This is a genomic window from Streptomyces sp. NPDC048434 (assembly GCF_043200375.1).
Taxonomy (GTDB): domain Bacteria; phylum Actinomycetota; class Actinomycetes; order Streptomycetales; family Streptomycetaceae; genus Streptomyces.
On the sequence record NZ_JBICXQ010000020.1, the window covers coordinates 1 to 25,087 of the forward strand.

At 73.5% G+C, this 25,087-nt stretch carries 22 protein-coding genes; 10 read left to right on the forward strand and 12 right to left on the reverse strand.

Annotated features, from left to right (window positions below; genetic code table 11):
• Nucleotides 1-160 precede the first annotated feature (160 nt).
• Nucleotides 161-1,513 carry a dipeptidase gene (locus tag ACGFWI_RS23165; RefSeq protein ID WP_393907891.1) on the reverse strand — a complete coding sequence of 451 codons (1,353 nt, stop codon included), beginning with the start codon at nucleotides 1,511-1,513 and terminating at the stop codon, nucleotides 161-163.
• A gap of 177 nt (nucleotides 1,514-1,690) precedes the next feature.
• On the opposite strand from ACGFWI_RS23165, the gene ACGFWI_RS23170 reads away from it, so the two are divergent.
• The 3 genes from ACGFWI_RS23170 to ACGFWI_RS23180 all read left to right on the forward strand — a co-directional run bounded on the left by ACGFWI_RS23170 (nucleotide 1,691) and on the right by ACGFWI_RS23180 (nucleotide 5,026).
• The gene (locus tag ACGFWI_RS23170; protein ID WP_393907892.1) at nucleotides 1,691-2,896 is read left to right on the forward strand and encodes a geranylgeranyl reductase family protein; all 1,206 of its coding nucleotides are present in this window, start codon (nucleotides 1,691-1,693) and stop codon (nucleotides 2,894-2,896) included.
• Nucleotides 2,897-3,068: 172 nt separating this feature from the next.
• Nucleotides 3,069-4,364: a histidine kinase gene (locus ACGFWI_RS23175; protein ID WP_393907893.1), complete on the forward strand. Its 1,296-nt coding sequence runs from the start codon at nucleotides 3,069-3,071 to the stop codon at nucleotides 4,362-4,364.
• Entirely contained in the window at nucleotides 4,361-5,026 is a 666-nt protein-coding gene (locus ACGFWI_RS23180) for a response regulator (protein WP_393907894.1), read from the forward strand. The genes ACGFWI_RS23175 and ACGFWI_RS23180 overlap by 4 nt, the downstream gene beginning before the upstream one ends.
• Here the strand turns inward: ACGFWI_RS23180 and ACGFWI_RS23185 are convergent.
• From ACGFWI_RS23185 to ACGFWI_RS23195, 3 genes are all read right to left on the reverse strand, one after another.
• Nucleotides 4,987-5,298 (reverse strand): DUF6332 family protein, encoded by a 312-nt coding sequence (locus tag ACGFWI_RS23185; RefSeq protein ID WP_393907895.1) that lies wholly within the window; start codon nucleotides 5,296-5,298, stop codon nucleotides 4,987-4,989. The genes ACGFWI_RS23180 and ACGFWI_RS23185 overlap by 40 nt on opposite strands.
• Nucleotides 5,299-5,477: 179 nt before the next feature.
• Complete coding sequence (locus ACGFWI_RS23190; RefSeq protein WP_393907896.1) at nucleotides 5,478-6,245, reverse strand: maleylpyruvate isomerase family mycothiol-dependent enzyme; 768 nt, start codon at nucleotides 6,243-6,245, stop codon at nucleotides 5,478-5,480.
• A gap of 108 nt (nucleotides 6,246-6,353) precedes the next feature.
• Nucleotides 6,354-7,583 (reverse strand): MFS transporter, encoded by a 1,230-nt coding sequence (locus tag ACGFWI_RS23195; protein WP_393907897.1) that lies wholly within the window; start codon nucleotides 7,581-7,583, stop codon nucleotides 6,354-6,356.
• A 17-nt stretch (nucleotides 7,584-7,600) separates the two neighbouring features.
• Between ACGFWI_RS23195 and ACGFWI_RS23200 the strand changes: the two genes are divergently transcribed.
• Both ACGFWI_RS23200 and ACGFWI_RS23205 read left to right on the forward strand, forming a co-directional pair.
• On the forward strand, nucleotides 7,601-8,821 hold the full coding sequence (locus tag ACGFWI_RS23200; RefSeq protein WP_393907898.1) for an ROK family protein: 1,221 nt from the start codon (nucleotides 7,601-7,603) through the stop codon (nucleotides 8,819-8,821).
• A gap of 143 nt (nucleotides 8,822-8,964) precedes the next feature.
• On the forward strand, nucleotides 8,965-9,348 hold the full coding sequence (locus ACGFWI_RS23205) for a PPOX class F420-dependent oxidoreductase (protein WP_393907899.1): 384 nt from the start codon (nucleotides 8,965-8,967) through the stop codon (nucleotides 9,346-9,348).
• On the opposite strand, the gene ACGFWI_RS23210 is transcribed toward ACGFWI_RS23205, so the two are convergent.
• From ACGFWI_RS23210 to ACGFWI_RS23220, 3 genes are read right to left on the reverse strand one after another with little or no spacing between them, the layout of a single operon-like run.
• Nucleotides 9,338-10,321 carry a phosphotriesterase gene (locus tag ACGFWI_RS23210; RefSeq protein ID WP_393907900.1) on the reverse strand — a complete coding sequence of 328 codons (984 nt, stop codon included), beginning with the start codon at nucleotides 10,319-10,321 and terminating at the stop codon, nucleotides 9,338-9,340. The two genes, ACGFWI_RS23205 and ACGFWI_RS23210, sit on opposite strands and share 11 nt — an antisense overlap.
• Nucleotides 10,318-10,902 carry a DUF4865 family protein gene (locus ACGFWI_RS23215; protein WP_393907901.1) on the reverse strand — a complete coding sequence of 195 codons (585 nt, stop codon included), beginning with the start codon at nucleotides 10,900-10,902 and terminating at the stop codon, nucleotides 10,318-10,320. The genes ACGFWI_RS23210 and ACGFWI_RS23215 overlap by 4 nt, the downstream gene beginning before the upstream one ends.
• Before the next feature lie 31 nt (nucleotides 10,903-10,933).
• Nucleotides 10,934-11,572, reverse strand: a complete 639-nt coding sequence (locus ACGFWI_RS23220) for a TetR/AcrR family transcriptional regulator (protein ID WP_393907902.1) — start codon at nucleotides 11,570-11,572, stop codon at nucleotides 10,934-10,936.
• 238 nt (nucleotides 11,573-11,810) lie between these two features.
• Here ACGFWI_RS23220 and ACGFWI_RS23225 point away from each other — a divergent pair, with 238 nt between their 5' ends.
• The 3 genes from ACGFWI_RS23225 to ACGFWI_RS23235 are packed head-to-tail and all read left to right on the forward strand — an operon-like array spanning nucleotide 11,811 to nucleotide 15,477.
• Nucleotides 11,811-12,116, forward strand: a complete 306-nt coding sequence (locus tag ACGFWI_RS23225) for an SHOCT domain-containing protein (protein ID WP_393908051.1) — start codon at nucleotides 11,811-11,813, stop codon at nucleotides 12,114-12,116.
• Entirely contained in the window at nucleotides 12,113-12,892 is a 780-nt protein-coding gene (locus ACGFWI_RS23230) for an ABC transporter ATP-binding protein (RefSeq protein ID WP_393907903.1), read from the forward strand. Before ACGFWI_RS23225 ends, ACGFWI_RS23230 begins: the two co-directional genes overlap by 4 nt.
• The gene (locus ACGFWI_RS23235; RefSeq protein ID WP_393907904.1) at nucleotides 12,889-15,477 is read left to right on the forward strand and encodes an FtsX-like permease family protein; all 2,589 of its coding nucleotides are present in this window, start codon (nucleotides 12,889-12,891) and stop codon (nucleotides 15,475-15,477) included. The genes ACGFWI_RS23230 and ACGFWI_RS23235 overlap by 4 nt, the downstream gene beginning before the upstream one ends.
• 336 nt (nucleotides 15,478-15,813) lie before the next feature.
• Here ACGFWI_RS23235 and ACGFWI_RS23240 read toward each other — a convergent pair whose 3' ends face one another.
• Both ACGFWI_RS23240 and ACGFWI_RS23245 read right to left on the reverse strand, forming a co-directional pair.
• Nucleotides 15,814-16,320: an ATP-binding protein gene (locus ACGFWI_RS23240; protein ID WP_393907905.1), complete on the reverse strand. Its 507-nt coding sequence runs from the start codon at nucleotides 16,318-16,320 to the stop codon at nucleotides 15,814-15,816.
• A gap of 175 nt (nucleotides 16,321-16,495) precedes the next feature.
• Nucleotides 16,496-16,783, reverse strand: coding sequence for a hypothetical protein (locus ACGFWI_RS23245; RefSeq protein ID WP_393907906.1), 288 nt, complete (start codon nucleotides 16,781-16,783; stop codon nucleotides 16,496-16,498).
• Nucleotides 16,784-17,026: 243 nt separating this feature from the next.
• On the opposite strand from ACGFWI_RS23245, the gene ACGFWI_RS23250 reads away from it, so the two are divergent.
• The gene (locus ACGFWI_RS23250) at nucleotides 17,027-18,184 is read left to right on the forward strand and encodes a PLP-dependent cysteine synthase family protein (protein ID WP_393907907.1); all 1,158 of its coding nucleotides are present in this window, start codon (nucleotides 17,027-17,029) and stop codon (nucleotides 18,182-18,184) included.
• A gap of 34 nt (nucleotides 18,185-18,218) precedes the next feature.
• Here the strand turns inward: ACGFWI_RS23250 and ACGFWI_RS23255 are convergent, their stop codons facing one another.
• Together ACGFWI_RS23255 and ACGFWI_RS23260 are read right to left on the reverse strand one after the other, a co-directional pair.
• Nucleotides 18,219-18,692 carry an SRPBCC family protein gene (locus ACGFWI_RS23255; protein ID WP_393907908.1) on the reverse strand — a complete coding sequence of 158 codons (474 nt, stop codon included), beginning with the start codon at nucleotides 18,690-18,692 and terminating at the stop codon, nucleotides 18,219-18,221.
• A 63-nt stretch (nucleotides 18,693-18,755) separates the two neighbouring features.
• The gene (locus tag ACGFWI_RS23260; RefSeq protein ID WP_393907909.1) at nucleotides 18,756-19,601 is read right to left on the reverse strand and encodes a DeoR/GlpR family DNA-binding transcription regulator; all 846 of its coding nucleotides are present in this window, start codon (nucleotides 19,599-19,601) and stop codon (nucleotides 18,756-18,758) included.
• A gap of 575 nt (nucleotides 19,602-20,176) precedes the next feature.
• On the opposite strand from ACGFWI_RS23260, the gene ACGFWI_RS23265 reads away from it, so the two are divergent.
• Nucleotides 20,177-22,624 carry a hypothetical protein gene (locus ACGFWI_RS23265; RefSeq protein WP_393907910.1) on the forward strand — a complete coding sequence of 816 codons (2,448 nt, stop codon included), beginning with the start codon at nucleotides 20,177-20,179 and terminating at the stop codon, nucleotides 22,622-22,624.
• Here the strand turns inward: ACGFWI_RS23265 and ACGFWI_RS23270 are convergent.
• Nucleotides 22,594-25,029, reverse strand: a complete 2,436-nt coding sequence (locus ACGFWI_RS23270) for a right-handed parallel beta-helix repeat-containing protein (protein ID WP_393907911.1) — start codon at nucleotides 25,027-25,029, stop codon at nucleotides 22,594-22,596. The two genes, ACGFWI_RS23265 and ACGFWI_RS23270, sit on opposite strands and share 31 nt — an antisense overlap.
• Nucleotides 25,030-25,087 lie beyond the last annotated feature (58 nt).

Sequence of the window (25,087 nt, forward strand, 5' to 3'; positions counted from 1 at the left end):
CCGGAGGGGCCTGGTGTGTGGACGTAAAGCGCAGCAGTCCACACACCAGGCCCCGGAGGCCCGTCACCGCACCCACAGCCCCGCGCAGCGGACCCCGCCCGCCGCAGGCGCAACGGCGAGACGAACCACGGCGGGAACGCCGACAACGTGGGCCGCGGCGCTAGCCCGCATAGCGCCGCAGGAACAGCGCCTCCGCAAGCGACAGCCGCTCCAGTTCCTGGGGCGAGACGCTTTCGTTGACCGCGTGGATCTGGGCCTCCGGCTCGCTCAGTCCGATCAGCAGAATCTCCGCCTCCGGGTAGAGCACGGCCAGCGTGTTGCACAGCGGGATCGAGCCGCCCATCCCAGAGGTCTGCATCTCCTCGCCGTCGTACGCCTCGCGCAGCGCCGCCGCCATCGAGGAGTACGCCGGGCTGGCGGTGTCCGCGCGGAACGGCTGCCCCTGCCCGATCTGTTCGACCGCGACCCGCGCACCCCACGGAGCGGCGCTCTCCAGATGCGCGGTCAGCAGCTTCGTTGCCTCGACCGCGTCGGTGCCCGGCGGCACCCGCAGGCTCACCAGCGCCCGCGCGCCCGCCTGCACGGACGGGGTGGCGCCGACCACCGGCGGGCAGTCGATGCCGAGCACCGTGACGGCCGGACGCGCCCAGATCCGGTCCGCGATCGAACCGCTGCCCACCAGCCCGACACCGTCGAGAACCTTGGCGTCCTTGCGGAAGTCCTCCTCCGGATACTGCAGGCCCTCCCAGGAGGCGTCCGCGGCAAGGCCGTTCACCGTGGTCGAACCGTCCTCGGCGCGCAGCGAGTCCAGGACCCGGATCAGCGCCGCCAGCGCGTCGGGTGCCGCGCCGCCGAACTGACCGGAGTGCAGATTGCCCTCCAGGGTGTCGACCCGGACGCGTACCAGCGTCATCCCGCGCAGCGTCGCGGTCACCGTCGGCAGCCCGACCCGGAAGTTGCCGGTGTCACCGATGACGATGGCGTCGGCGGCCAGCAGGTCGGGGTGTGCCTCGGCGTAGCGCTCCAGACCGCCGGTGCCCTGCTCCTCCGAACCCTCCACGATCACCTTGACGTTGACCGGCACCCCGCCGTGCTCCTTCAGGGCACGCAGCGCCGTCAGATGCATGATCAGGCCGCCCTTGCAGTCGGCCGCGCCGCGCCCGTACCAGCGGCCGTCGCGCTCGGTCAGCTCGAACGGCGGGGAGACCCAGGCGCCCTCGTCCAGCGGCGGCTGCACGTCGTAGTGCGCATACAGCAGCACCGTCGGGGCGCCGGCCGGGCCGGGCAGGAAGCCGTACACGGACTGGGTGCCGTCCGGGGTGTCCAGCAGCGCCACGTCCTGGAATCCGTCCGCCCGCAGCGCCTCGACGACCCAGTCGGCGGCCGCCTCGCACTCGCTCTTGGGGAACTGGGCCGGATCCGCCACCGACTTGAAGGCCACCAGCTCGGCCAGCTCGGTCCTGGCGCGGGGCTGCAGTGCGGCGACGGTGCGTGCGAGCGGGCTGTCAGACATGGAACGCTCCTTGTGGGCGCGACGTGGTGCGTACGGGCCGTCCGGCCTCGTGAGCCGGACGGGCCGGACGTACGGGCATCAGTGCGTCCGATCTTCCCACAGGGCCCTTGCGCAACAGCGGCCCGTAGGATGCGGGCGGTACGCGCAGCCAGGCATCGGATGGGAGCAGAAGCACAGGTGAGCAGCGAGCACGCAGCCGAGGACAACCAGCAGGTGTGGGACGTCGTGGTGGTGGGCGCGGGGCCTGCGGGCGCCTCGGCCGCGCATGCCGCGGCCTGTACAGGACGCCGGGTGCTGCTCCTGGAGAAAGCGGAACTCCCGCGCTACAAGACCTGTGGCGGCGGCATCATCGGCCCCTCGCGGGATTCGCTGCCGCCCGGCTTCGACCTGCCGCTGCGGGACCGGGTGCATGCGGTGACGTTCTCGCTGAACGGCCGGCTGACCCGCACCCGCCGCTCCAAGAGCATGCTGTTCGGGCTGATCAACCGCCCCGACTTCGATGCGCGGCTGGTCGAGTCGGCCAAGGACGCGGGCGCGACGGTCCGTACGGGCGTCACGGTCTCGCGGGTGGAGCAGCACGGCGCCGAGGTGCCGGACCGGCGGACCGTCGCGGTGGTGCTGGGCGACGGCGAGGTGGTGCTGGCGCGCTCCGTGGTCGGCGCGGACGGCAGCGCGGGCCGGATAGGAGCCCATGTCGGGGTCAAGCTCGACCAGGTCGATCTCGGCCTGGAGGCGGAGATTCCGGTACCGGCGCCGGTCGCGGAGGACTGGGCGGGCCGGGTGCTCATCGACTGGGGCCCGATCCCCGGCAGCTACGGGTGGGTCTTCCCCAAGGGCGACACCCTCACCGTCGGTGTCATCTCCGCGCGCGGCGAGGGCGCGGCGACCAAGCGCTATCTGGAGGACTTCATCGGCCGGCTGGGCCTGGCCGGTTTCGAGCCGAGCATCTCGTCCGGGCATCTGACGCGCTGCCGTGCCGAGGACTCCCCGCTGTCCCGCGGCCGGGTGCTGGTGTGCGGCGACGCGGCCGGGCTGCTGGAGCCGTGGACGCGCGAGGGCATCTCGTTCGCGCTGCGGTCAGGGCGGCTCGCGGGGGAGTGGGCGGTGCGCGTCTCCGAGGCCCATGACGCGGTGGACGCCCGCCGCCAGGCCCTCAATTACGCCTTCGCCATCAAGGCGGGCCTCGGCGTGGAGATGGGGGTGGGGCGCCAGATGCTGAAGGTCTTCACGCGCCGCCCCGGCCTGCTGCACGCCGCGGTCACCGGCTTCCGCCCGGCCTGGCAGGCCTTCGCGAAGATCACCCGCGGGACGACCACGCTGGCCGAGATCGTCCGCACCCACTCGATGGCGCGACGGGCGCTGGAGGCGATGGACCGGGGGTGAGGCCGGGGCTCGGCCGTCCCCGGGCGGCGGCGCGGTGTGTGCCACCGGCGCCCGTGTCGCGGCCCGCGGGCCGGGCGCGCGCCGGCCCCCCGGCCCGTACTCCCCCGGGAGTACGGCGGATCACCACGCCGGGCTGACGCCGCCGGGCCCCGCCGCGGTCTAGCGTGACGGCATGGAGAACGCACGGCCGCCGTGGGCGCGGCGCTGCCTCGGCCCGGGTTGGGAGCGGTGGCTGTCGGCCTCGCCGGACGAACCGCGGGGGTGGTTCGGCACCCGGCTGCCCTGGCTCTCGACCCTCGCCGTGACGGTGATCGTGATGGTCGGGTCGGGCTTCGCCGGGCACGGCCAGCCGGACCGCGTCCCGCTGGACTCCGTCGCCCGTGCGCTGCTGTTCGCCGGCACGGCCCTGCTGCTCTTCCGGCACCGCTTCCCGCGCGCCGTCGCCCTCGGTGCCGCCCTCGCCACCGTGGTCTATCTCGCGGCCGGCTACCCGTTCGGGCCGGTCTTCCTCACCGTCGCCCTCGGCGCCTTCGGGGCGATCGTCGCCGGGTACCGCAGGGTCGCCTGGTGCGCGCTGGGCGGTGTGTGGCTCTCCCATGTCCTGGTCGCCCACTGGCTCTACCGCTGGCTGCCGCCCGCGCACGACGGGCCCGCCCCATGGGAGCAGGAGTTCTTCGTCACCGCCTGGGTGGTGGCCGTGGTGGCCCTCTCCGAGCTGGTACGGGTGCGCCGCGAGCAGCTTGCGAAGGCGCGGGCCGAGCGGGCCGCGGCGGAACGCCGGCGGGCGGACGAGGAGCGGCTGCGGATCGCCCGTGAGCTGCACGACGTCCTCGCCCACAGCATCTCCGTCATCAACGTCCAGGCGGGCGTGGGCCTGGCGCTGCTCGACAGCGACCCGGAGCAGGCGCGCTCCGCGCTGACCACCATCAAGGACGCGAGCAAGGAGGCGCTCGGCGAGGTCCGTCAGGTCCTCGACACCTTGCGCACCCCGGGCGACGCCCCGCGCTCCCCGGCCCCCGGCCTGGACCGGCTGCCCGAACTCACCGAGCAGGCCGCGAGCGCCGGCCTCGCCGTGGCGGTCAGCACCGAGGGCGCCCCCGCCGCCCTGCCGCCCGGCACCGACCTCGCCGCCTTCCGTATCGTCCAGGAGGCGCTCACCAACATCGTCCGGCATTCCGGCTCGCGCACCGCCCGGGTGCTGCTCGCCCATACGCCCGGGGCGCTGGAGATCCGGGTCGACGACGACGGCCCGGCGACCTCCGAGGCGGACGGGCCGACGGGCGGCGGCAACGGTCTGGTCGGGATGCGGGAGCGGGCCGCCGCACTGGGCGGCAGCGTGGAGGCGGGCCCGCGCCCGGACGGTGGCTTCCGGGTCCTGGCCCGTATCCCGCTGCCGGGGACGCGTGACCGGGGCCGGGCCCCGGATACGGATGCGGTGACTCCGGCCGCCACGGAGGAGGAGTCGTGATCCGGGTACTGCTCGCCGACGACCAGCTGCTGGTCCGGGCCGGGTTCAAGGTGCTGCTGGACGCCCAGTCCGATATCGAGGTGGTCGCCGAGGCAGCGGACGGGCAGCAGGCGCTGGCCGCGGTCCGCGCACACCGCCCGGACATCGTCCTGATGGACATCCGGATGCCGGTGGTGGACGGTCTGGCCGCCACCCGCCACATCACCGAGGACCCGCAGCTGCCGGACGTGAAGGTCGTCATGCTGACCACCTTCGAGTTGGACGAGTACGTCTTCGAGGCGATCCGTTCCGGGGCCTCCGGCTTCCTGGTCAAGGACACCGAACCGGCGGAGCTGGTGCGGGCCGTGCGTGCGGTCGTGGCCGGCGACGCGCTGCTCTCGCCCGGTGTCACCCGCCGCCTCATCGCCGAGTTCGCGGCCCGGTCCAAGGAGCCGGCCGCGGCGGATGCCCTGTCCGAACTGACCGAGCGGGAGCGCGAGGTGATGGCGCTGGTCGGTATCGGGCTCTCCAACGAGGAGATCGCCCGGCGGCTGGTCGTCAGCCCGCTCACCGCCAAGACGCACGTCAGCCGCACCATGGTCAAACTCGGCGCCCGCGACCGCGCCCAGCTGGTCGTGCTGGCCTACGAGTCGGGATTGGTGCGGCCCGGCTGGCTGGGCTGAATCCAGATGACGTCCTCGGTGGACGGGCCGGCCCCCGGCCGGGCGGGCAGACGCCGCAGCACGCGCACCACCCGGACGCAGAACAGCGCCCCGCCGAGGACGGCGCTCACCGTGAGCCACGGCCCGCGCCACGAACCCGGCATCCCGCCCCACAGGACCGCGCTGCCCAGTACCCCGCCTCCCGAAAGACCCACGAAGGCGCCACTGACCAGGGCAAACATGATCTCGATGGTGACCGCGTCGCGTTCGGCCGGGGTACGGGTGGGTGACATCCCGTCAGTCTCCCAGGCGGGCACCTCCGCCGGTCCGCTGGCGGCTTCTGTATGTTGATGCGCCCTCGGCGGCCGAACGGGAACGTCCCCGGGCCCTCTGCCGGTCGGTCCTTTCCGGTAGCCGGACGGGCCTCGTCCAGGACTCCACCCGCCGCCGCGCCCGCGGGCCTTTCCCGCGCTCAGACGCCGGCGCGCTCCCGCCACAGCCCGGCCAGCGTCTCGTCACCGGTGATCGTCATCGCGTCCCACGGCAGACGGTTCCACAGCGCGAGATACAGCTCCTCGGCCGGGCCCTCGATCGTGCAGTCCGCGGGCTTTCCGGTGTCCGGTCCCTCGCCGCCGGCCTCCGGGGAGGTGCGCACCGTGTGCGGCGGGGCGTCGGAGAGGTGCACGGTCCAGTCGGCGCCGCGGGCGTTCGTCGCGCGCAGCCGCAGCGTCCGGGGGACGTCCGTCCGGACCTTGCTGCGGTCACGGGCGTGAAAGCCGGTCAGGAGCTCGTCGATCCCGTCGGCCGCGAAGGCGGACGGGAGGGGGGTAAGGGAGGCACCGAGCGCCTGCTGGGCGTCCACGCGGTGCACCGACGTCTCGTGCGCCTGTCGGCGGGCCCAGAACGCCAGCGGGGACGGGGCGGGCAGGAACGTCCAGGCCGACAGGTCCTGCGGGGCGGAGTGCAGCGCCAGGACGAGGTGGTGATGGCCTTCGCGCAGCCAGGACACGAGTTCGTCGTCGGCCAGGTCCGGGGCCTCGGGGGGACGATTGGGCTGCTGCAGGCCCTGGGTCACGAACTCCGTCGCCCAGCGGTGAATCCGGCCGGTGTGGGTGACCAGATCCCGCATCCGCCACTCGGGACAGGCCGGAATCCGGGCATCCGGTCCTGCCTCCTCGGCGGCGTCGGCGAGCAGGCTTCCGTCCAGTCGCAGCGATTCGACGAACTCAGTGATCTCCATGGTCAGAAGTGTGCCAGCAGGTGCTGACAGCGGACCCTCGCGGGTCGGGGCGGCTGCCGCACGGATGCGGGTGCGCGGGCGCCCGGCCGCGTGGCCGCGACGGTGGTCTCACGGCCGCCCGGTGTGGTGCGCCCCGCGGGTGGCGTACGCGATGCCCGCGGCGACCGCGGCCAGCACAGCCACCGTCGTCAGGGCCGTCGGCAGGCCGACCGCCTCGGCGAGGAAGCCGATGGCGGGCGGTCCGAGCAGCATCCCGCCGTAGCCGACCGTGGAGGCCACGGCGACCCCGTCGGGGCCGCCGCTCTCGCCGGCTCGGGCGATGGCGATCGGGAAGATGTTGGCGAGGCCCAGGCCCGCGACGGCGAAGCCGGCGCAGGCCGCCCCGGCCGAGGGGGCGAGCGAGCCGAGCAGCATGCCGGCGGCCGCCGTCGTCCCGCCTGCGATCAGCGCCCGCGCCGCGCCGAATCGCTGCACGACCGCGGTCCCGGACAGCCGTCCGACGGTCATCGCCAGCGCGAACACCGCATAGCCGGCGGCAGCCGTACCGGGACCGGCGGCCAGGTCCTGGGAGAGGTGCAGCGCGCCCCAGTCGGCCATGGCTCCCTCGCCGTACGCGGTGCACAGCGCGATCAGCCCGAAGACCAGCACCAGGCGGCAGCCGCGGCCCGCGCTCCGCGGCCGGTTTTCCGCCGTCGCCGCCGGCCGTCGCTCGGGGACGGCCGGGGCCCGGTGCGTGTGCAGCGCGCGCCCCGCAGCGGCCGTCACCAGCAGCCCGATCACGGCGAGCAGCAGCAGATGGACGGTGGGGGACAGGCTGCCGGCGATCAGCCCGCCGAGCCCCGCACCGAGCATGCCGCCGAGGCTGAAGGCGGCGTGGAAGCCGGGCATCACGGGGCGTCGCAGGGCGCTGATGAGGTCGACCGCGGCGCTGTTCATCGCGACGTTGAGCGAGCCGTACGCGGCGCCGAAGACCAGCAGGACCAGTCCCAGCGCGGTCGCCGAGTGGGTGAGCGGCGGCAGCACGATGCTCAGCGCGAGGGCGGCCCCGGAGGCGGTCGTCACGGCGTGGCTGCCGAACCGGCGGCACAGCCTGCCGGTGATCATCATGAAGGCGACCGCGCCGGCCGACACGCCGAGCAGCGCGAGCCCCAGCGTGCCCGCGCCGGCGCCGGTCTGCGCCTTGATCGCGGGGATGCGGACGACCCATCCGGCGAAAAGGAAGCCGTCCATGGCGAAGAAGGCCGTGAGGGCGATGCGGAGTCGGGTGAGGTGCGGATCGGCGGGGAGGAGGCTCCGGGTCGTCGTCAGGGCCGCCCGCATTTTGTTTAGTGTCGGCACAAAGCCAGAATAGGGGGGTGACCCAGACTCGGACAACCAGGCTGGAGCGGGGCCGTGGCGCCCTCGGACCCGCACTGGAGCTCGTACACACCGGACGTGCGCCCACCCGCGCCGTCCTGACCTCCGAACTCGGCGTGACCCGCGCGACCGCGGGGGCGGTGGCCGCCGAGCTCGAAGCGCTCGGCCTGATCACCGTCGACTCCCGGCCGACCGCCTCGGCCGGCTCCCAGGGACGACCCTCCCACCGGCTGTTCGTCGACGAGCGCGGACCGGTGGTGCTCGCCGCGCAGATCCATGCCGACGGATTCCGGGTCGCGCTGGTGGGCCTGGGCGGCCGCATCGTGGCGACCTCGACCGGCTGCGGCACCATCCCCGCCGACCCGGCGCATGTCCTCACCGACGCGGTCGCGGCCGGCTCGGACCTGCTGCGCGAGACCGGACGGCGCTGCCTCGGCGCCGGCCTCGCGGTGCCCTCCGCGGTCGCCGAACCGGACGGCGAGGCCCTCAACCCGCTCCATCTCGCCTGGCCTTCCGGCGCCCCCGTACGCGCACTCTTCCTGCGCTCGCTGGCCGACGCCGGCATCCCGGGAGTCACCGAGGAGATCGGCTTCACCGGCAACGATGTGAACCTCATGGCGCTCGCCGAACACCGGCACGGTGCCGGCCGGGGCGCCCGCGATCTGCTCTGTGTGGCGTCCGGCCACCGGGGTGTCGGCGGGGCGCTGGTGCTCGACGGCCGCCTGCACAGCGGCAGTTCGGGCCTGGCGCTGGAGGTGGGCCATCTGACGGTCAACCCCGAGGGGGCGCCCTGTCACTGCGGCAGCCGCGGCTGCCTGGACGTCGAGGCGGACCCGCTCGCCTTCCTCGGCGCCGCGGGCCGCGAGCCCGGCCCGGAGGTGTCCCTGCTCCAGCAGGCCGCCGATCTGCTGCGGGACGAGTACGCCGATCCGGGCGTCCGTGCCGCCGCCGATCTCCTCATCGACCGCCTCGGGCTCGGCCTTGCCGGACTCGTCAACATCCTCAACCCCGACCGCATCGTCCTCGGCGGACTGCACCGCGCGCTGCTGGAGGCGGACCCGGAGCGGCTGCGCGCGGTGGTGGCCGACCGCAGCCTGTGGGGCCGCAGTGGCGGGGTGCCGATCCTGCCCTGCAGTCTCGACCACAACAGCCTGGTCGGGGCGGCGGAGTTGGCCTGGCAGCCGGTTCTGGACGATCCGCTGGTCGTCCTCGACCGGTAGCGGGCGGGCGGGTGGCGCGGGGCCAGGGGCTCCGCGCCCGCGTCACGGTCGCGGCCACCGCCGGGCCGGGGAGCGGGCCGGCGGCGCTCCGGCTGCTCAAGGCGCCGTGTCCTGCCGTCCGGCCGGAGTCCTAGGGTGTGGCCATGATTCCCGAAGCGGTCGCGCGCAGTCCTTACGTCAGCCTGGTCACGTACCGCAAGAGCGGGACCGCTGTGGCCACCCCCGTGTGGGCGGTGGCCGAGGGGGACGAACTCCTGGTGTGGACGCGGGACGACAGCTGGAAGGTGAAGCGGCTGCGCAACGACGCGCGGGTGACCGTCACCCCGTGCGATGTCCGCGGCCGGATCGCCGAGGGCGCACAGACCGTCGAGGGCACCGGCCGGCTCCTGGAAGGCGTCTCCGGGCTCGGCCGGGTGCGTCAGGCGATGGCGCGCAAATACGGGCTGCGGTTCCGGGTGATGGACGTGGTCGGCGCGCTGGTGCGCGGGGGCAGGCGGCCGCACGTGGGGATCTCCGTCACGCTGTAGGCGCTCGCCCCGGTCCGTGACGTCCGTGCGGGGCCCGCGTCCAGTCCGCGGCGAAGGCGCGCGCCGGATTCGTCGTCAGAAACTGTGTGACCAGGTTCGTTCCCAGGGCGACTTCGAGACGCTCGCGGTGACGGCGCAGCAGATGAGGCATGCCGGGGCCGCCGTTGACCGATCGAGCGCCGGCCGTCGTGGTGTCGCCGCCCAGCAGGATCCGGTCGCCGTGGCCCGCATCGGCGAGCGCGGTCAGCGCCTCGGGCAGCCGCCAGTCGGTCGTGTGATGGGCCCGTGAGGGGCCGTCGAAGGCGAGGTACGCCCCGGCCTCGGCGGCCGTCCGGTGGACGACGAGGTCCGGCGAGCGATTGAGGTGGCTGAGGATCACCCGGTCCGGCGGGACGGCCAACTCGCCGCAGAGCAGGTCGAGTACGTCCAGCGCGCCGGTGCCCAGCTCCAGATGGACCCCGATGGCGGCGCCGGTCGCCCGCTGGGCCTCGGCGGCCGCGGCCATGGTGTGCCGGGCGTGGGTGTCCAGACCGTGGAAGCCGCCGGCGACCTTGATCATCCCGGCGCGGGGGCCGCTGCCGCCGATCCCTTCGGTCAGCTCGGCGAGGAACAGCGAGGCCAGATCGTCGTGGATCCGCTCCAGCATCTCCGGGGCGTAGTGCGCCGCCTGGTGCAGCCCGGTGGCGGCGACGATCCGTACCCCCGACTCCCTTGCCAGCAGCGGGAGTTCGGCGGCGCCCCGGCCCATGCCGTACGGCGTCCACTGGATCACCGCCGCGCCGCCTGCCGCACGAAAGGCGCTCAGCTCGGCGGCCGCGGCCTCGGGGTCGTCCAGCTCCTGGCCCGGGAGTTGGGGGCTGCGCAGGAAGAGATGGTCGTGTGCGTCGCAGATGCCGAGGCCGGACGGGGGGATGTCGCCGAGGACCGTACGGATGGCAGGGGCGGCCGGGTCGCCCGTGGAGGCCGGGCTCACCACTGCCGTCCGGCGCCCAGCAGGCCGGTGCCCGGGGCGGACAGATGCAGCACCTGGTGGCGGGCGCCCGCGGACTCCGGGGCGGCGTCCTCCCAGAGGGTGAAGTGGACCAGCTCCCAGTGCCGTGGATCGAGGGCCAGCGCCGTGGAGTGCACACCGTCCGTCGTGGCCAGCTCCTCGTGTCCGCCCACCGCATGGGCGATGACGGTGGCCGCGTCGGCGTCCTCGGCGAGCGTTTCGGTCCGCCGGGTGAAGGCGCGGGGGAGGGTGCCGGCGGCCGGGCCGGAGCGGTGGAACAGCCCCTGCCAGTGCTGGACGACCGGCCGGCCGAAGTCGCGGACCACCCCGCGGAATCCGTCACCGAGGAGGAAGCGGTTCATGGCCTCCGGATCGGCCCAGAGGTAGAACGGTGCGTACTGGTTCACCGGTGAGCCGTCGACCCCGCGCTCCCGGATTCCGTACGCCTTGAGGCCGAGCCCGGCGAAGTCGTCCAGGAGCGGGCCCTTGGACTTCACGCGGCGCCGGATGATCTGCATGTCGTAGTCGGCGGGCAGGGTGATCGCGTACTGCATGGCGTGCATGGCGGGCTCCGTACGGTGCGGGGGAGGGGGCTCAGTCGGTGGTGCCCGTGCCGGGCGTGACCTGTGCGGCGAGCAGCGCGAGCACGCCCCGTACGGCCGCGTCGAAGGGGGCGGTGTCATCGGCCGCGCGGGCCAGTACGTACCCGCCCTGGACGACGGCCGCGACGGTCGCCGCGGTGGCCGACGGGTCCAGTCCGGCGGCCAGTTCGCCACGGCGCCGCCCCTCGGCGAGGACCTCGGCGATCCGGCCCTGGAGCCAGCCGAACATCTCGTCCAGCGGCTGCCGCAGCTCGGGGCTGTGCACCACCTCGCGGTCCTGCGTCATCCGGCCGACCGGGCAGCCGCGCAGCACCTGCCGCTCGCGCAGCAGGTAATCCGCGACGCGGTCGTAGGCCGTGCCGGGGCCGCTCAGACACTCCTCGGCGGACGCCTTCATGCGCGCGGCGGTGCGCTGGATCGCCGCCAGCGCGAGCGCGGACTTGCCCGCGAAATGGTGGTACATGCTGCCCTGGCCGACGCCCGCGCGCTCCAGGATCGCCTTGGGGCTGGTGCCGACGTACCCGCGCTCCCACAGGAGCTCCTGGGTGCTTCGCACGAGGCGTTCCTGAGCGTTGGGTGTGCCGTGAGCGCCGGGCGGTACCTGCGTGCCGAGCGGTTCCTGAGTGCTCATGGGCGCACTGTACATACCAGTAGTTACAGAGATCAAGAGGTGACCGGAACGGGGCGGGTCCGAGCGCCCGGAGCAGGCGTGGACGTCCCGCGTACTTCCTGCGTCGTACGGACAGAGCCGCTGGCCGTACGACGACCCGCGGCCCCCTGAGGACGAGGCTCGAAGGAGACCGGACCCCCCGGTCCTGCCCGGGACCGGGACCCTCCGGCCCACTCGTCCCACCGAGGAGCTGATCATGATGTTCGAGCTCGCCGAGACCTGGACCGGCGGCGGCCCCGGCCCCTGGATCCTGTTCGTTCCCGTCCTCTGGGCGCTGGTCATCGTCGGCGTGGTGACGCTGCTGCGCCGCACCGGCCGACGCCACGGCGGACCCGGCCGGCGGTTCGGCGGCCCGCAGTACTCCGCCCGTGCCGACGCACCCTCGCCCCTCGCCGTACTCGGCCGGCGCTTCGCCGCGGGCGAGATCGACGAGGAGGAGTACTGGCGCCGCCTCTCCGTCCTGGAGGAGCACTTCGGCGCCGGCCCCAAGGGAGGCGTGGCATGACCGCCGCGGACCCCACCGCAGCCGCGCCCGCCGCGCGCGTCGTCGATGCCGTCAAGGTCTACGGATCCGGCGATGCGCGGGTGCGGGCCCTGGACGGGGTGAGCGTCGACTTCCCGGCCGGCCGGTTCACCGCGATCATGGGCCCGTCCGGCTCCGGCAAATCCACCCTGATGCATATCGCGGCCGGCCTGGACAGCCTCACGTCCGGGGCGGCGTTCGTGGGCGGCACGGATCTGACCGCCCTCGACGACCGCCGGCTGACCCTGCTGCGCAGGGAACGGATCGGCTTCGTCTTCCAGGCCTTCCATCTGCTGCCGACCCTGACCGTCGCCGAGAACATCACCCTCCCGCTGGATCTGGCGGGTGAGCGGGGCGATCCCGAATGGATCGATGCGCTCATCGACGTCGTCGGGCTCACCGACCGGCTGCGCCACCGGCCGAGCGAACTCTCCGGCGGGCAGCAGCAACGCGTCGCGGTGGCCCGCGCCTTCGCGGGCCGTCCCGAGGTGGTCTTCGCGGACGAGCCGACCGGCAATCTCGACTCCCGGTCCGGTGAAGAGGTGCTCGGGCTGCTCGGCCGGGCCGTACGCACCATGGGCCGTACCGTCGTCATGGTCACCCACGACCCGGTCGCCGCCGCACACGCCGACGAGGTGGTCTTCCTCGCCGACGGCCGGCTGGTGGACCGGATGGCCGAGCCCACCGCGGAGCGGGTCCTCGACCGCATCAAGGCCTTCGACGGCAGGCCCCGGACCGGCGCGGCGGTGCCGTCATGACGGCCCGCCCCGTACGCCGCACGGCGGCGCTGCCGACGCCCGTACGTCTCGCCGGCTCGGCGCTGCGCACCCACAAACGCCGGTTCGCCGGCACGTTCATCGCCGTCCTGCTCGGTGTCGCCTTCCTCGGCGGCACGCTCGTCATGGGCGACACCCTGCGCGCCGGCTTCGACACGATGTTCGGCAACGCCACCGGCGGCACCGCCGCCGTGGTGCGCAGTGCCGATGTCGTCACCGTCCCCGGCGCCGGCCAGGGCACCCGTCAGCCGGTCAGCACCTCCCTGGTCAAGACCGTCGAGAAGGTGCCCGGCGTGGCCGCGGCGGTCCCCAGCATCCAGGGCGAGGGCCGGCTCGTCGGCAAGAACGGCAAGGTCGTCGGCGCGAGCCAAGGACCGCCCTCGCGCGGCGGCAACTGGATCGGCGACGCCGGGCTGAACCCCTATCAACTCGCCGAAGGACACGCCCCCGAGGCCCCGGGCCAGGCGGTCATCAACCGTGGTGCGGCCAAGGCGGGCGAGCTGCGGATCGGCGACCGCACCGTACTGCGCACCCCCGACCCGGTCACCGTCACCATCGTCGGCATCGCCACCTTCGGCGGCGAGGACGGCATGGGGCAGAGCACCTTCACCGCGCTGACACAGAGCGACGCGGAGAAGTACTTCACCCCCGAGCCCGGCCGGGCCGCGAGCATCCAGGTGCGCGCCGCCTCCGGTGTCTCCCAGCAACAGCTCGTCGACGACCTCCGGCCCACCCTGCCCCAGGGCGTGGAAGCCATCACCGGCGCCCGGTTCACCGAGGAGAGCAGCGCCGTCGCGGGCGGATTCCTGGCCCTGTTCACCACGCTGCTGGTGGTGTTCGCGGGCATCTCGCTGCTGGTCGCGACCTTCTCCATCCACAACACCTTCGCCATCGTCGTCGCCCAGCGCACCCGCGAGAACGCCCTGCTGCGCACCCTGGGCGCCGCCCGGCGCCAGCTTGTCGGCGCCACCCTCGCCGAGGCCGCTGCCGTCGCGCTCGCCGCCTCCGCCGCCGGTCTGCTCGCCGCCCTCGGCATCGCGGCCGGACTGCAGGCCCTCTTCCCGGCGATCGGGTTCCCGTTCCCCGGCGGCCCCTTGGTCATCAGCGGACTGTCGATGGCCCTGCCGCTCGTCGTCGGCGTCGTGGTCTGCCTCGGCTCCGCGCTGCTGCCCGCCCTGCGCGCCGGGCGCACCGCCCCGATGGCCGCACTGCGCGACACCGCTGTGGACACCTCCGGCAGCTCCCGCCCGCGGGCCGCGGCCGGCGCCGTCCTGGGCACGGCCGGGATCGCACTGACCGTCGTCGGCGCCACCGGCACCCCGGACATCGGGCTCACCGGCGCCGGTGCACTGCTCACCCTGATCGCGTTCGTCGTGCTGGGTCCGGTCGCGGCATCCCTCGCTGTACGGGCACTCGGCAGCCCGGTCGTTGCGCTGCGCGGTGTCACCGGCGTGCTGGCCCGGCGCAATGCGCTGCGCTCGCCGAAGCGGACCGCGGCCACCGCCACCGCCCTGATGACCGGCGTCGCCGTCGTGTGCCTCTTCACGGTCTTCGGCGCCTCCCTGAAGGCCGGCGCGGACCGGTCCGTCTCCCAGGCGTTCGCCGGCGACATCGCGGTCGGCACCACCTCCTTCGGCCCCGGCGGCAGCGGCATCAGTCCGAAGCTCGCCCCGGCCCTGGCGCGGTTGCCCGAGGTGGACACCGCGCTCGGGCTCGGCAAGGGCGTCGCCAAGGTGGACGGCGGCGGACGGCAGCTGACCGTCACGGACCCGGCCACGCTTCCCGAAGTCCTCGATCTGGGCGCCGTACAGGGCTCGTTGAAGGGGCTGGGCGGCAACGGCCTCGCCGTCGCCCGGCGGGAGGCCGACGCGAAGGGCTGGCACCTCGGCAGCACCGCCGAGCTGACCTTCGCCGACGGTGCCCGGGAGCGGTTCACGGTCCGCGCCCTCTACGCGCAGCCCGACCTCACCGGGGACTACGTCATCTCCCGCCGGGCATGGCAGCCGCACCACGTCCAGGACACCGACACCCTGGTCGCCGTCTCCCTCAAGAACGGCGTGGGCGTCCCGGCGGGCAAGGCAGCCGTGCAGCACACCGCCGCCTCCTACGGCAGTCCCGAGGTGCAGACCCGCGCCGAGTACGCCGCATCCGCCGCGAACGGCGTCGACACCTTCCTGACCCTGGTCTACGCACTGCTCGCCCTGGCCGTGGTGATCGCCCTGCTCGGCATCGCCAACACGCTCACGCTGGCACTGCACGAGCGCACCCGCGAACTCGGCCTGCTGCGCGCCGTCGGCCAGACCCGGGCGCAGTTGCGTGCCATGGTCCGCTGGGAGTCGGTCCTGGTGGCCGCCTTCGGCACGGCCGGCGGGCTGGCGCTGGGCGGATTCCTTGGCTGGGCGCTGGTACGGGCCGCCGACAGTACGGGCAGCAGCGTCTTCACCCTGCCGCCGGTGCAGCTGGCGGCGGTGGCGGTGACCGGCGTCGCCGCCGGGGCGGCGGCCGGACTGCGGCCCGCGCGCCGCGCGGCACGGCTGGATGTCCTGCGGGCCGTCGCGACCGAGTAGCGCGACGCGGAGGACAACCGATCGGGGCGAGGGACGATACGGGAGAACCACCGAGCGGTGCCGTGCCGGGGACAACCGCCCCGCGCGGCACCGGAATTCGGCGGACAGGGGATCGGCGCCACCGGCGGTCCGCCTCCCGGGCGGAGCGAGGGATTCCGCGGTGTACCCGAGAGGCGAGGGGCGAGGAGGCGCGAGGGGCGGCAACCGCGGCTTCGCCGTCGCGGAAGCCCGTATCCGGCCCCGGACCGCGGCCCTGAAAGGCCTGATCGACACCGACGTGCGACGTGCGACGTGCGACGACCGCCGTAGACGAAGCGCCGGCCGTGGACCGGCCCGTCAGCCGACCTTCGTGCCCCGTATCGGAGGGCGCGGACCGGCCGCCGTACCGCTGTCCTCCAGCGGCAGGGGCTCCAGATAGCCACGGACCGTAAGGGCCTCTTCGGGGGCGGTGTTCAGGGCCGGAAGAGTGAACCACACGACCTTGCCGCTGCCGTCCGGACGCACCCCCCAGCTCTCGCTGAGCGCCGCGATCAGCGCCAGGCCGCGGCCACAGGTCTCCCAGCTGTCCGCGACCCGGATCCGCGGCAGCCGGGGATCCTCGTCATGCACCGAGACCGTCAACTGATCCAGCAGTACGCACAGTTCCAAGGTGCACTGTTTGCTGGGGCGGGCATGCCGGTGGACATTGGCGAGGAGTTCGGTCACCCCGAGCGCCGCCGGGTCTATCAAGGCGTCGAGACGCCAGTACCGCAGCTGCGCGGAGACGATTCTGCGCACATGTCCGATGCGAGCCGGAACGGCTTGGAGCTTCACCGTGCAGTGCCTGCTGGGCTGCCTGATCACGACCGCGACTCCCTGATGAGGCCGGGCGCCCCTCTCACCGGGCAGGGGCGAAGATCGGATCCAGCGATGCCGACTACACCAAAGCGTCACCGCTGGTGAACCCTCAGTGATACGAGTCCAGGGTCATGCAGCCGGTGCGCTCCCGCAACCGCACCTCCACGTCCGGAGGAGGGCGTCAGGGGTGGGGCGGACGCGCCGCCTCCAGGGCCTTGAAGAACAGTTCCGGGGTGCCCAGGGTCAGCGAATAGCGGTGGCCGTTGAGCGTGGCGAGCGCCCGGTCCCGCGCCGCGAACAGCGGTTTATGGGCCTCTACGGCCTGCAGCGGGGCGCTGTCGATCTCCGTGCCGTAGCTGGTCAGCAGCACGAGTCTGCCGTCTCTGATGACGACCTGTCCGGCGCGGGTCAAGGACCGCAGCCACCGCTCGATCCGTACGCCGGTCGCGTTGAACTCGGCCTCCGCCATGCCGGCACCTCCTCGGTGAGACGGGCAGCTGCCCTCCACCGCCCCTTGGGGGGAGTCTGCCGGTGCGGCGCCCGGTGCACCAGTGCCCCCCGGCGCGCACGGCGCGTGACGGGCCCTGTCCCACGACGTCCTTGGGGTATCCCAAAGTGATGTTTATGCAGGTGAGAAGCGTGCGGCGGGTCGCTATAGTCGTAATCTGCCCGCGGGTGTGCGCGGGCTTCCGAACCCCTGAGGAGCGCGCCGGTGAGCATCGCACAGCAGCCGCAGAGCCGGCCCGACCATGAGGCCGCGGCCGAGGCCCGGATACCGACCGTGGATATCGACCGCACGGATCCGGCCTACCGAAGCTGGCTCAAAGAGGCCGTCCGTAAGGTCCAGGCGGATGCCAACCGCACCGCCGACACCCACCTTCTGCGCTTCCCGCTGCCCGAGAAGTGGGGCATCGACCTCTACCTCAAGGACGAGTCGACGCACCCCACCGGAAGCCTCAAGCACCGGCTGGCCCGCTCGCTGTTCCTCTACGGGCTGTGCAACGGCTGGATCCGCCCCGGGAAGCCCGTCATCGAGTCCTCCAGCGGCTCCACGGCCGTGTCCGAGGCGTACTTCGCCTCGCTCATCGGAGTGCCGTTCATCGCGGTGATGCCGGCCACCACCAGCCGCGAGAAGACCCGGCTGATCGAGTTCCATGGCGGCAGCTGCCATCTGGTGCAGGACCCGCGGACCGTCTACGAGGTCTCCGCCCGGCTCGCCGCCGAATCCGGCGGTCACTACATCGACCAGTTCACCTACGCGGAACGGGCCACGGACTGGCGCGGCAACAACAACATCGCCGAGTCGATCTACCAGCAGCTGCGGCTCGAACGCTACCCCGAGCCCGCCTGGATCGTGGCGACCGCGGGCACCGGCGGCACCTCCGCGACCATCGCCCGCTATGTCCACTACATGCAGTACGACACCCGCGTCTGTGTCCCCGACCCGGAGAACTCCTGTTTCTTCGACGGCTGGCTCACCGGCGACGCGAAGACCGACTGCGCCACCGCCTCCCGCATCGAGGGCATCGGCCGGCCCCGTATGGAGCCGAGCTTCGTACCCGGCGCGATAGACCGGATGATGAAGGTGCCGGACGCGGCCAGTGTCGCCGCCGTACGCGCCCTGGAGGCCGCGATCGGCCGCAAGGCGGGCGGCTCGACCGGGACGGGGCTGTGGAGCGCCCTGAAGATCGTCGCGGAGATGGTCGCCGAGGGCCGTCGGGGATCCGTCGTCACCCTGCTGTGCGACCCCGGCGACCGCTACCTCGACAAGTACTACTCCGACGACTGGCTGACCTCCCAGGGGCTGGACATCACGCCCTACACACGCACCCTCGACGCGTTCCTGGCCACCGGCTCCTGGCCGGCCTGAGCCGTCGGACCGGCCCGCGGGGCCCGGCGCCGCCTCAGGCCCGGGCGAGCCTGCGGTCCAGGGCCCGCGCCGACTCGCGGAAGGCGCGGCCCAGACCGGGCCTGGCCAGCGTCAGCACAAAGCGGAACGGCGCCGGACCGTCCGCCGCGAACGTCCACCGCAGCCGGGTGCCGCTGCCCGCCGGCGCCAGCCGCCACTCCTCCAACAGGGCCCGCAGACCGGGGGCGTTGGTGGCGTCGACCCGGTAGGCGTAGTGGACGTCGGGCTCGGCCGCCAGGACCGTCTCCGCGAAGCGGGTGCCGCCGGTCAGCCGCACCTCCCGGCCCTTGCCGCCGTGCGTCGGCGCCGACCGCGCGACGCCCGTGAACCAGCACGACCAGCCCGCCACATCGTCCGCGAGCGCCGCATACACCGCCTCCGGCGGCGCGGCGATCTCCGCGGCGAACACCAGCCGCAGCGGGGCGGACTCGGCGAAGTCGAGCTCGACGGGGCGGAGTCGGCGTGCCATGGGACGAGCACCCCCTACGGGACGGTCGGCGGGCCTGCGCGGCTCACCATAGCTGGCGGGCCGTCAGATGTCTGCGTCGGCCGGCCGTTCGCCCGCCACCACCAGCTCCGGCGGCAGCTCGGCGAACTCCGCGCGCGCCTCGGCGGACAGCCCGGCATCCGTCACCAGCACCTCCACCTGATCCAGCGTCGCGAACGAACTCAGGCCGACCGTGCCCCACTTGGTGTGGTCGGCGACCACCACCACCCGGCGCGCGGACCGCACGAAATGCCGGTTGGTCTCGGCCTCCGCCAGATTCGGTGTCGACAGCCCCGCCTCCACCGATATGCCGTGCACCCCGAGGAAGAGCACATCGAAGTGCAGCGACCGGATCGCGGCGTCCGCCACCGGGCCCACCAGGGTGTCCGACGGCGTACGCACCCCGCCCGTCAGCACCACCGTCGCGGCGCCCGCGCGGGGCCCCGCGCCACCGCTGGCCGCCGCCCGCTGGGCGCCGTAGAACACATCGGCCACCCGCACCGAATTCGTCACCACCGTCAGATCCGGCACATCCAGCAACTGCTGCGCCAGCGCGAACGCGGTCGTGCCGCCCGCCAGCGCGATTGCGCTGCCCGGTGCCGCCATCTCGGCCGCCGCCTTGGCGATGTCCTCCTTGGCGCTCAGCTCCAGCGCCGACTTCGCCTCGAAACCGGGCTCGTGCGCGCTCGGCTCGCTGACCGGCACCGCGCCGCCGTGCACCTTCTCCACCATGCCCTGACGGGCCAGCGCGTCCAGATCGCGACGGACCGTCATGTCGGACACGTTCAGCTTGCGGGTGAGTTCGTTGACCCGCACCCCTCCGCGCCGCCTGATCTCGTCGAGAATCAGGGCCCGTCGCTGCTCCGCGAGGAGGTTCTGGTTGTCGCTCACCCCGGCCCGTCCCTTCCGCCCCGGCTCGCTGTGTCGGGTCGTACGCGCTGGCTGCCGCCTGCGATCACTGGTGCCCTCATCCTCGCACGAGGTGCTGACAGTGATGCTGGTGACGGGGGAAGCGTCTGTGGGTGACGGGGGAAGCGTCTGCTGGTGGTGGCGCGGAAGCGTCTGCTGGTGGTGGCGCGGCTGCTCCCCCGCCCCCTCCCCCTCTCCCCCTTCGGGGGAGGGGGCGGGGGTGGGGGTGGGTTCGGGGGTGGGAAGAGGGGAACCGGCCGGGAGGGGGAGGGAGAGCCGGTCGCCGGGAGCCGGTCACCGGTGCGCCAGATCCCCCCGCGCACCGCCCCCAAGCCGCCTCACCCTCCCCCCCCCGCAGAACCACGCGCAACTACAGACCCCGGAGTGGGTGCTGGATGCGCCTCCCAGGGGAAGGGACAATCCTGGAGCGTCACACCGCACGGCGTCGCACGGACTACCGGACACGACTGCCGGACACGACTCCAGAGCACAACCACAGGCACAACCACAGGCACGACCACAGGCACAACCACAGAGCATCACTACGGGGGACAACAGTGGAGACCGCGGACCCGACACCGCACGCGCGCTCAACGGACCGTGAGAGCACCGCAGATGGGCCACCGGCCACCGCACCGCAACTCTCCCTGGAGCTGCTGGTGCACGGCGTCGGCGGCACCACCGCACAGGAAATGCTCGGCGACCCACGCGTCCAGCTCATCACCGGCGACGACACCGCCGCCTGCTACCGCCGCACGGACGACGCGGACGCCGAGCAGCGGCCCGACGACTACCGCGGCGAACCGGTCCGCGAGGCGTACTGCTGGTCCAACCTCACCTCGGGCAACGGAGCCCGCGCCCTGTGGCTGGTCCTGGTGCCCTTCATGGTCGCCAACCTCGCCCACTGGATGCGCCCGGCCGCCCCGTCCGAGCACCCGGCCCAGCGGATCTACGACCTTCTCGTACGCATCCTCGCCCTCACCCTCACCGTCCTGCTCGCCGCCGCGGCCTGCGAGGTCGCCCTCGACCTCACGGCCTGGCAGTGCGCCGGCTCCACCGCCTGCGCCGCCGGCAAATCCTGGATGGGCTTCCTCAGCCCCGACAACTCCGGCTGGTGGAGCGCCCCGGGGCGCCGTCTCGCGCTCGCTTCCATGGTGCCGCTGCTCGTCGTCGGCTTCCTGTGGTGGCTCTCCCGCCGCACCTGGAGCGCCTACGAATCCGCCTCACCGCCGCCCCGGCTGCCCGGCACCTCCCGCGGCACCCCGGTCGCCGAACGCACCGCGCTCAGCCGCGACGGCTTCTGGTACGGCCGCCGGCTGGTCGCCCGGCTGCGCGCCGCCCACACCACGGCCGGTGTGCTGACCATCGCCGCCGTACTCCTCGCGGCCGGCGCCCAGGAGGACGGGAGCGACGGCGGCCACACCGCCCTCGCGGTCATCGGCCGGGCCCTGACCGCCTTGGTCATCCTGCTCGCCGCCGCCACCGTGGTGGTCGTCTGGCGCACCGCCCGCAGCGAGGCCGCACCGGACGACGAGTCCGACCATCTGGTCGTCCGGGCGCTGCCGTTCGCCTCCCTCGGTGTGCTGGCGCTGATCGTCGTGCACACCGGCTGGGCGCGCCCCGGCTCGCACAGCCACGGCGCGCTGCCCGGTGCCGCCGCCTTCGGCGGAATCGCCGTCTTCCAGGGCCTGTTGGTCCTCGCGCTGGCGCTGACCGCCTGGGTCCTGCAGCGCGCCGCCCGCGACGACGCCCGTACCGCCCTGCGCGGCATGGGCGGGCCCGCCGTGGCTCTGCTGGCCTGCGCGGTCGGCGGGGTGCTGTCCGGGGGAGTGGCCCAGCGCTTCGCGGACTGGCTGGACGGCGGCGCGACCCCCGGCCAGGCACACGCTCCCATCCCCGGGCCACCGGTCCTGCTGTCCTGGCAGGCCTCGGTCCTTCCCGTCCTGCTGGTCGTCGTCGCGATCGTCGTCCTGCTCGCGGCCGTCCGCGTGGTGGTCGTCCGCGGCCGGGTGGCCAAGGACGTCCCCGGGCTCTATGACCCGCGCGAGCACCCCGACGAGCGCCGTACGAAGCGGATCGCCGGCACCATCGCCGGCGCCGGACTCACCGATTCCGCACCGGTCCTGGTCGCGGCCACCGCCGCCGTCACCCTCGTCCTCGGCGCCGGCGCGGTGGCCGGCGCCTGGCTCAGCGACCGGGCGCCGGGCCGCGCCACCGAAGGCGCGCCGCCGGTCGTGCACGCCGCCGCCGCGACCGCGGAATCCCTGGGCTCCTGGCTGATGAGCGCCGGCGTCATACTGCTGATCACCATGGGCCGGCGCGCCTACCGTGACCACTCCGCCCGCCGCACCATCGGCATCCTCTGGGACGTCGGTACGTTCTGGCCGCGCGCCGCCCACCCCTTCGCACCGCCCTGCTACGCCGAGCGCGCCGTCCCCGACCTCACCTGGCGGATGGCCACCTGGACCGAGCGGTTCGACGGCCGGCTGGTGCTCTCCGGGCATTCCCAGGGCAGTGTGCTGGCGGCAGCCGCCGTCTGGCAGCTGGACCTGGTCACCCGCAGCCGGGTCGCACTGCTGACGTACGGCAGTCCCCTGGAGCGGCTCTACGGACGCTGGTTCCCCGCCTTCTTCGGGCCGCCCGCGCTGACCGGACTGCACCGCGAGATGGACGACTGGCGCAATCTGTGGCGCTTCACCGACCCCATCGGCGGCCCGATCCGGCTCACATGTGACGACGGCCGCCGGATCGACGAGGGACCGTTGCGCGACCCGCTCGCCTTCGGCCGGACCCTGCAGAATCCGCTGCCCGCCCAGATTCTGGGCCACGGCGACTACCAGGCCGACCCGGTCTTCGACCGGGTGCGCGCCGAGCTGATCGCCCAGCTCGGCCCTGACCTGCCGGGACAGCGGCCCGCTGATGACCGGTCGAGCCGCGATGCCGCTGCTGAGGACTGCCCGGACGAGCGTCCCGCTCAGGGGAGTTCGGGCAGATCGTCCGCGTAGAGCAGGGTCAGGTCGTCGGTGCTCGGGGCGGTCAGCTGTGCCACCCGCCCCGCGTGCCGCTCGACCATCGCCTCGAAGGTCTGCCGTGCGGTACGGCCGTTGCCGAACGACGGCCCCTTGGGCAACGCCGTGAAGTACTTCAGCAGCGCCTCGCCGGCCCCCTCGGCGAGGTGGTACTCATGCTCCTCGCCCTGCTGCTCGACGATCCGCAGCAACTCCTCGGGCGCATAGTCGCCAAAGGTGATGGTGCGTGAGAAACGTGACGCCACACCGGGGTTGACCGCCAGAAAGCGCTCCATCTCGGTGGTGTAACCCGCCGCGATCACCACCACCGCTTCCCGGTGGTCCTCCATCAGCTTCACCAGCGTGTCGATGGCCTCCCGCCCGAAGTCCCGCCCGGAGTCCTCGGGGGAGAGGGCGTAGGCCTCGTCGATGAACAGCACCCCGCCGCGCGCCCGGTCGAACGCCTCCTGGGTACGGATCGCCGTCGACCCGATGTGCTCGCCGACCAGGTCCACCCGGGACACCTCGACCAGATGCCCGCGCTCCAGCACCGCCAGGGACGCCAGGATCTCGCCGTACAGCCGGGCCACGGTCGTCTTGCCGGTGCCGGGGGAGCCGGTGAACACCAGATGGCGGCGCACCGACGCGGCCTTCAGCCCCGCCGCCTGCCGCCGGCGTCCCACCTCGATCATGTTGATCAGGCTGCGCACCTCACGCTTGACGCTCTCCAGCCCCACGAGGGTGTCCAGTTCGCCCAGCACCTCGTCGGAGGGCCGGCTGCTGACGGCCGGTTCCGCGGCCGCCGGGACGGTCTGCGGAGCGACCTGTGCCGGGACGTTGCCCAGCAGGCCCGCCGTCTGCGTGGCCTGCTGCACCGCGGGGGCCGCCGCCGCTCCGGCGGCCGGCGTCTGCACGGTGCGGCTCTCGTCGCTGGTGCAGTCCTGGACGGCCGGACCGTCGCCCTGCCCGGCGCCGCCCTCGGCGAACTCGTAGCCGCCGCGCGCACACCGCTCCGTACGGCACCGCGTCAGCGACGTACGGCAGCCGTCGATCACATGGAAGCCGAACCCCGAACTCCCGGTGACCCGGCAGCCCTGGAAGGTGCCGCGGCCCTCCGCGGAGACGTAGAAACCGGCCTCGGCCGGTGAACTGACCGTGCAGCCCTCGATGGTGGGGTCCGCGCCCTTGGTGACGATCACCCCGGTCTGCGCACCGTCGATGGTGCAGTTGGCGAGCGTGCCGCCGCTGCCGTGGTCGCGGAACCACGCCCCGGTCGCCGCTTCCCGGATCCGGCAGTCGTCGAGCTGGACGGTCGCCCCGTCGCTGACCGACACCGCGGTGTTGCGGACCTGCGCGATGTCGCAGTCCACGACGTCGGCGCGGGAGCCCCGGTCCAGTACGAACAGGGCGTCCGGTACGTCGTGCACCCGCGTCGAGTCCAGCAGGGCGGTGGCGCCGTCGCTGACCCATACCGCCGGATAGTCGCCCGTACTGTCATGGATCTCGCACTGGTTGGCGTCCACGCGGGTGCCCGGGTCCCATACGGACAGTCCGTTGCGTCCGAAGTGCCGCACCGTGCTGCGGGTCAGCGTCAGCACCGAACGCGACCGCAGATCGACCGCGTTCTCCGGGATGTCGTGGATGTCGCAGTCGGCGAGCGTGAGCACCGCATCGGTGTCCAGGGTGACACCGTCGGCGGAGGTGCGGTGCACCGTGCAGTCCGTGAGATGGCCGGTGGCCCGCGCGGCCACCTGGATCCCCGCGCCCTTGATCTCGTACAGCTCGCAGCCCACCGCCTCGACCGCGCTGCCCTCGCCGTTGACCGACAGGCCGGCGCCCGAGGCATGGTGGATCCGGCAGTTCTCCAGCCGCGGATGGGCCCCGCCGCGCACCGCCACTCCGGTCTGCCCGGCGGCCACCACCTCGCACTCCTCGAAGACGCCGCCCGCGCCGTCCAGGACGCTGATGCCCACCCCGCCCGCATTGTCGACCGTGCAGCGGCGCACCGTCGGGCGGGCGCCGCCGCGGACCTCGATGCCGGACGCGGACCGGGTCACCACCCGCAGGCCGGTCAGCTCCGGGGCGCCGTCCTCCACCAGCAGCGCGGGCGAGGCCGAGTCCGTCGCCTCCAGATGCAGATCGTGGACGCTGGCCGAGGCGCGTACCGTCAGCGCCACCCCGTCGGCCGGGGCGATCCGCACCGAACCGCGCGCCCCGTCCGGGCCGCGCAGCGTCACCGCGCGCACCAGGACCAGATTCTCGCGGTAGGTACCGGCCGGGACGGTCAGCACATCCCCGTCCCCGGCGGCCTCCAGGGCGGCGGCGAGCGAGCTGTACTCCCCTGTGCGGCGCCGCCAACGCGACGTTCCGGAGTGCGTCACCTGGACCGAGCCCTGTGCCATGGCGCTGTCGTGCCCCCACTTCGTGCGGCTGTTGTCGGCCCGGCACCATCCGTCCGCG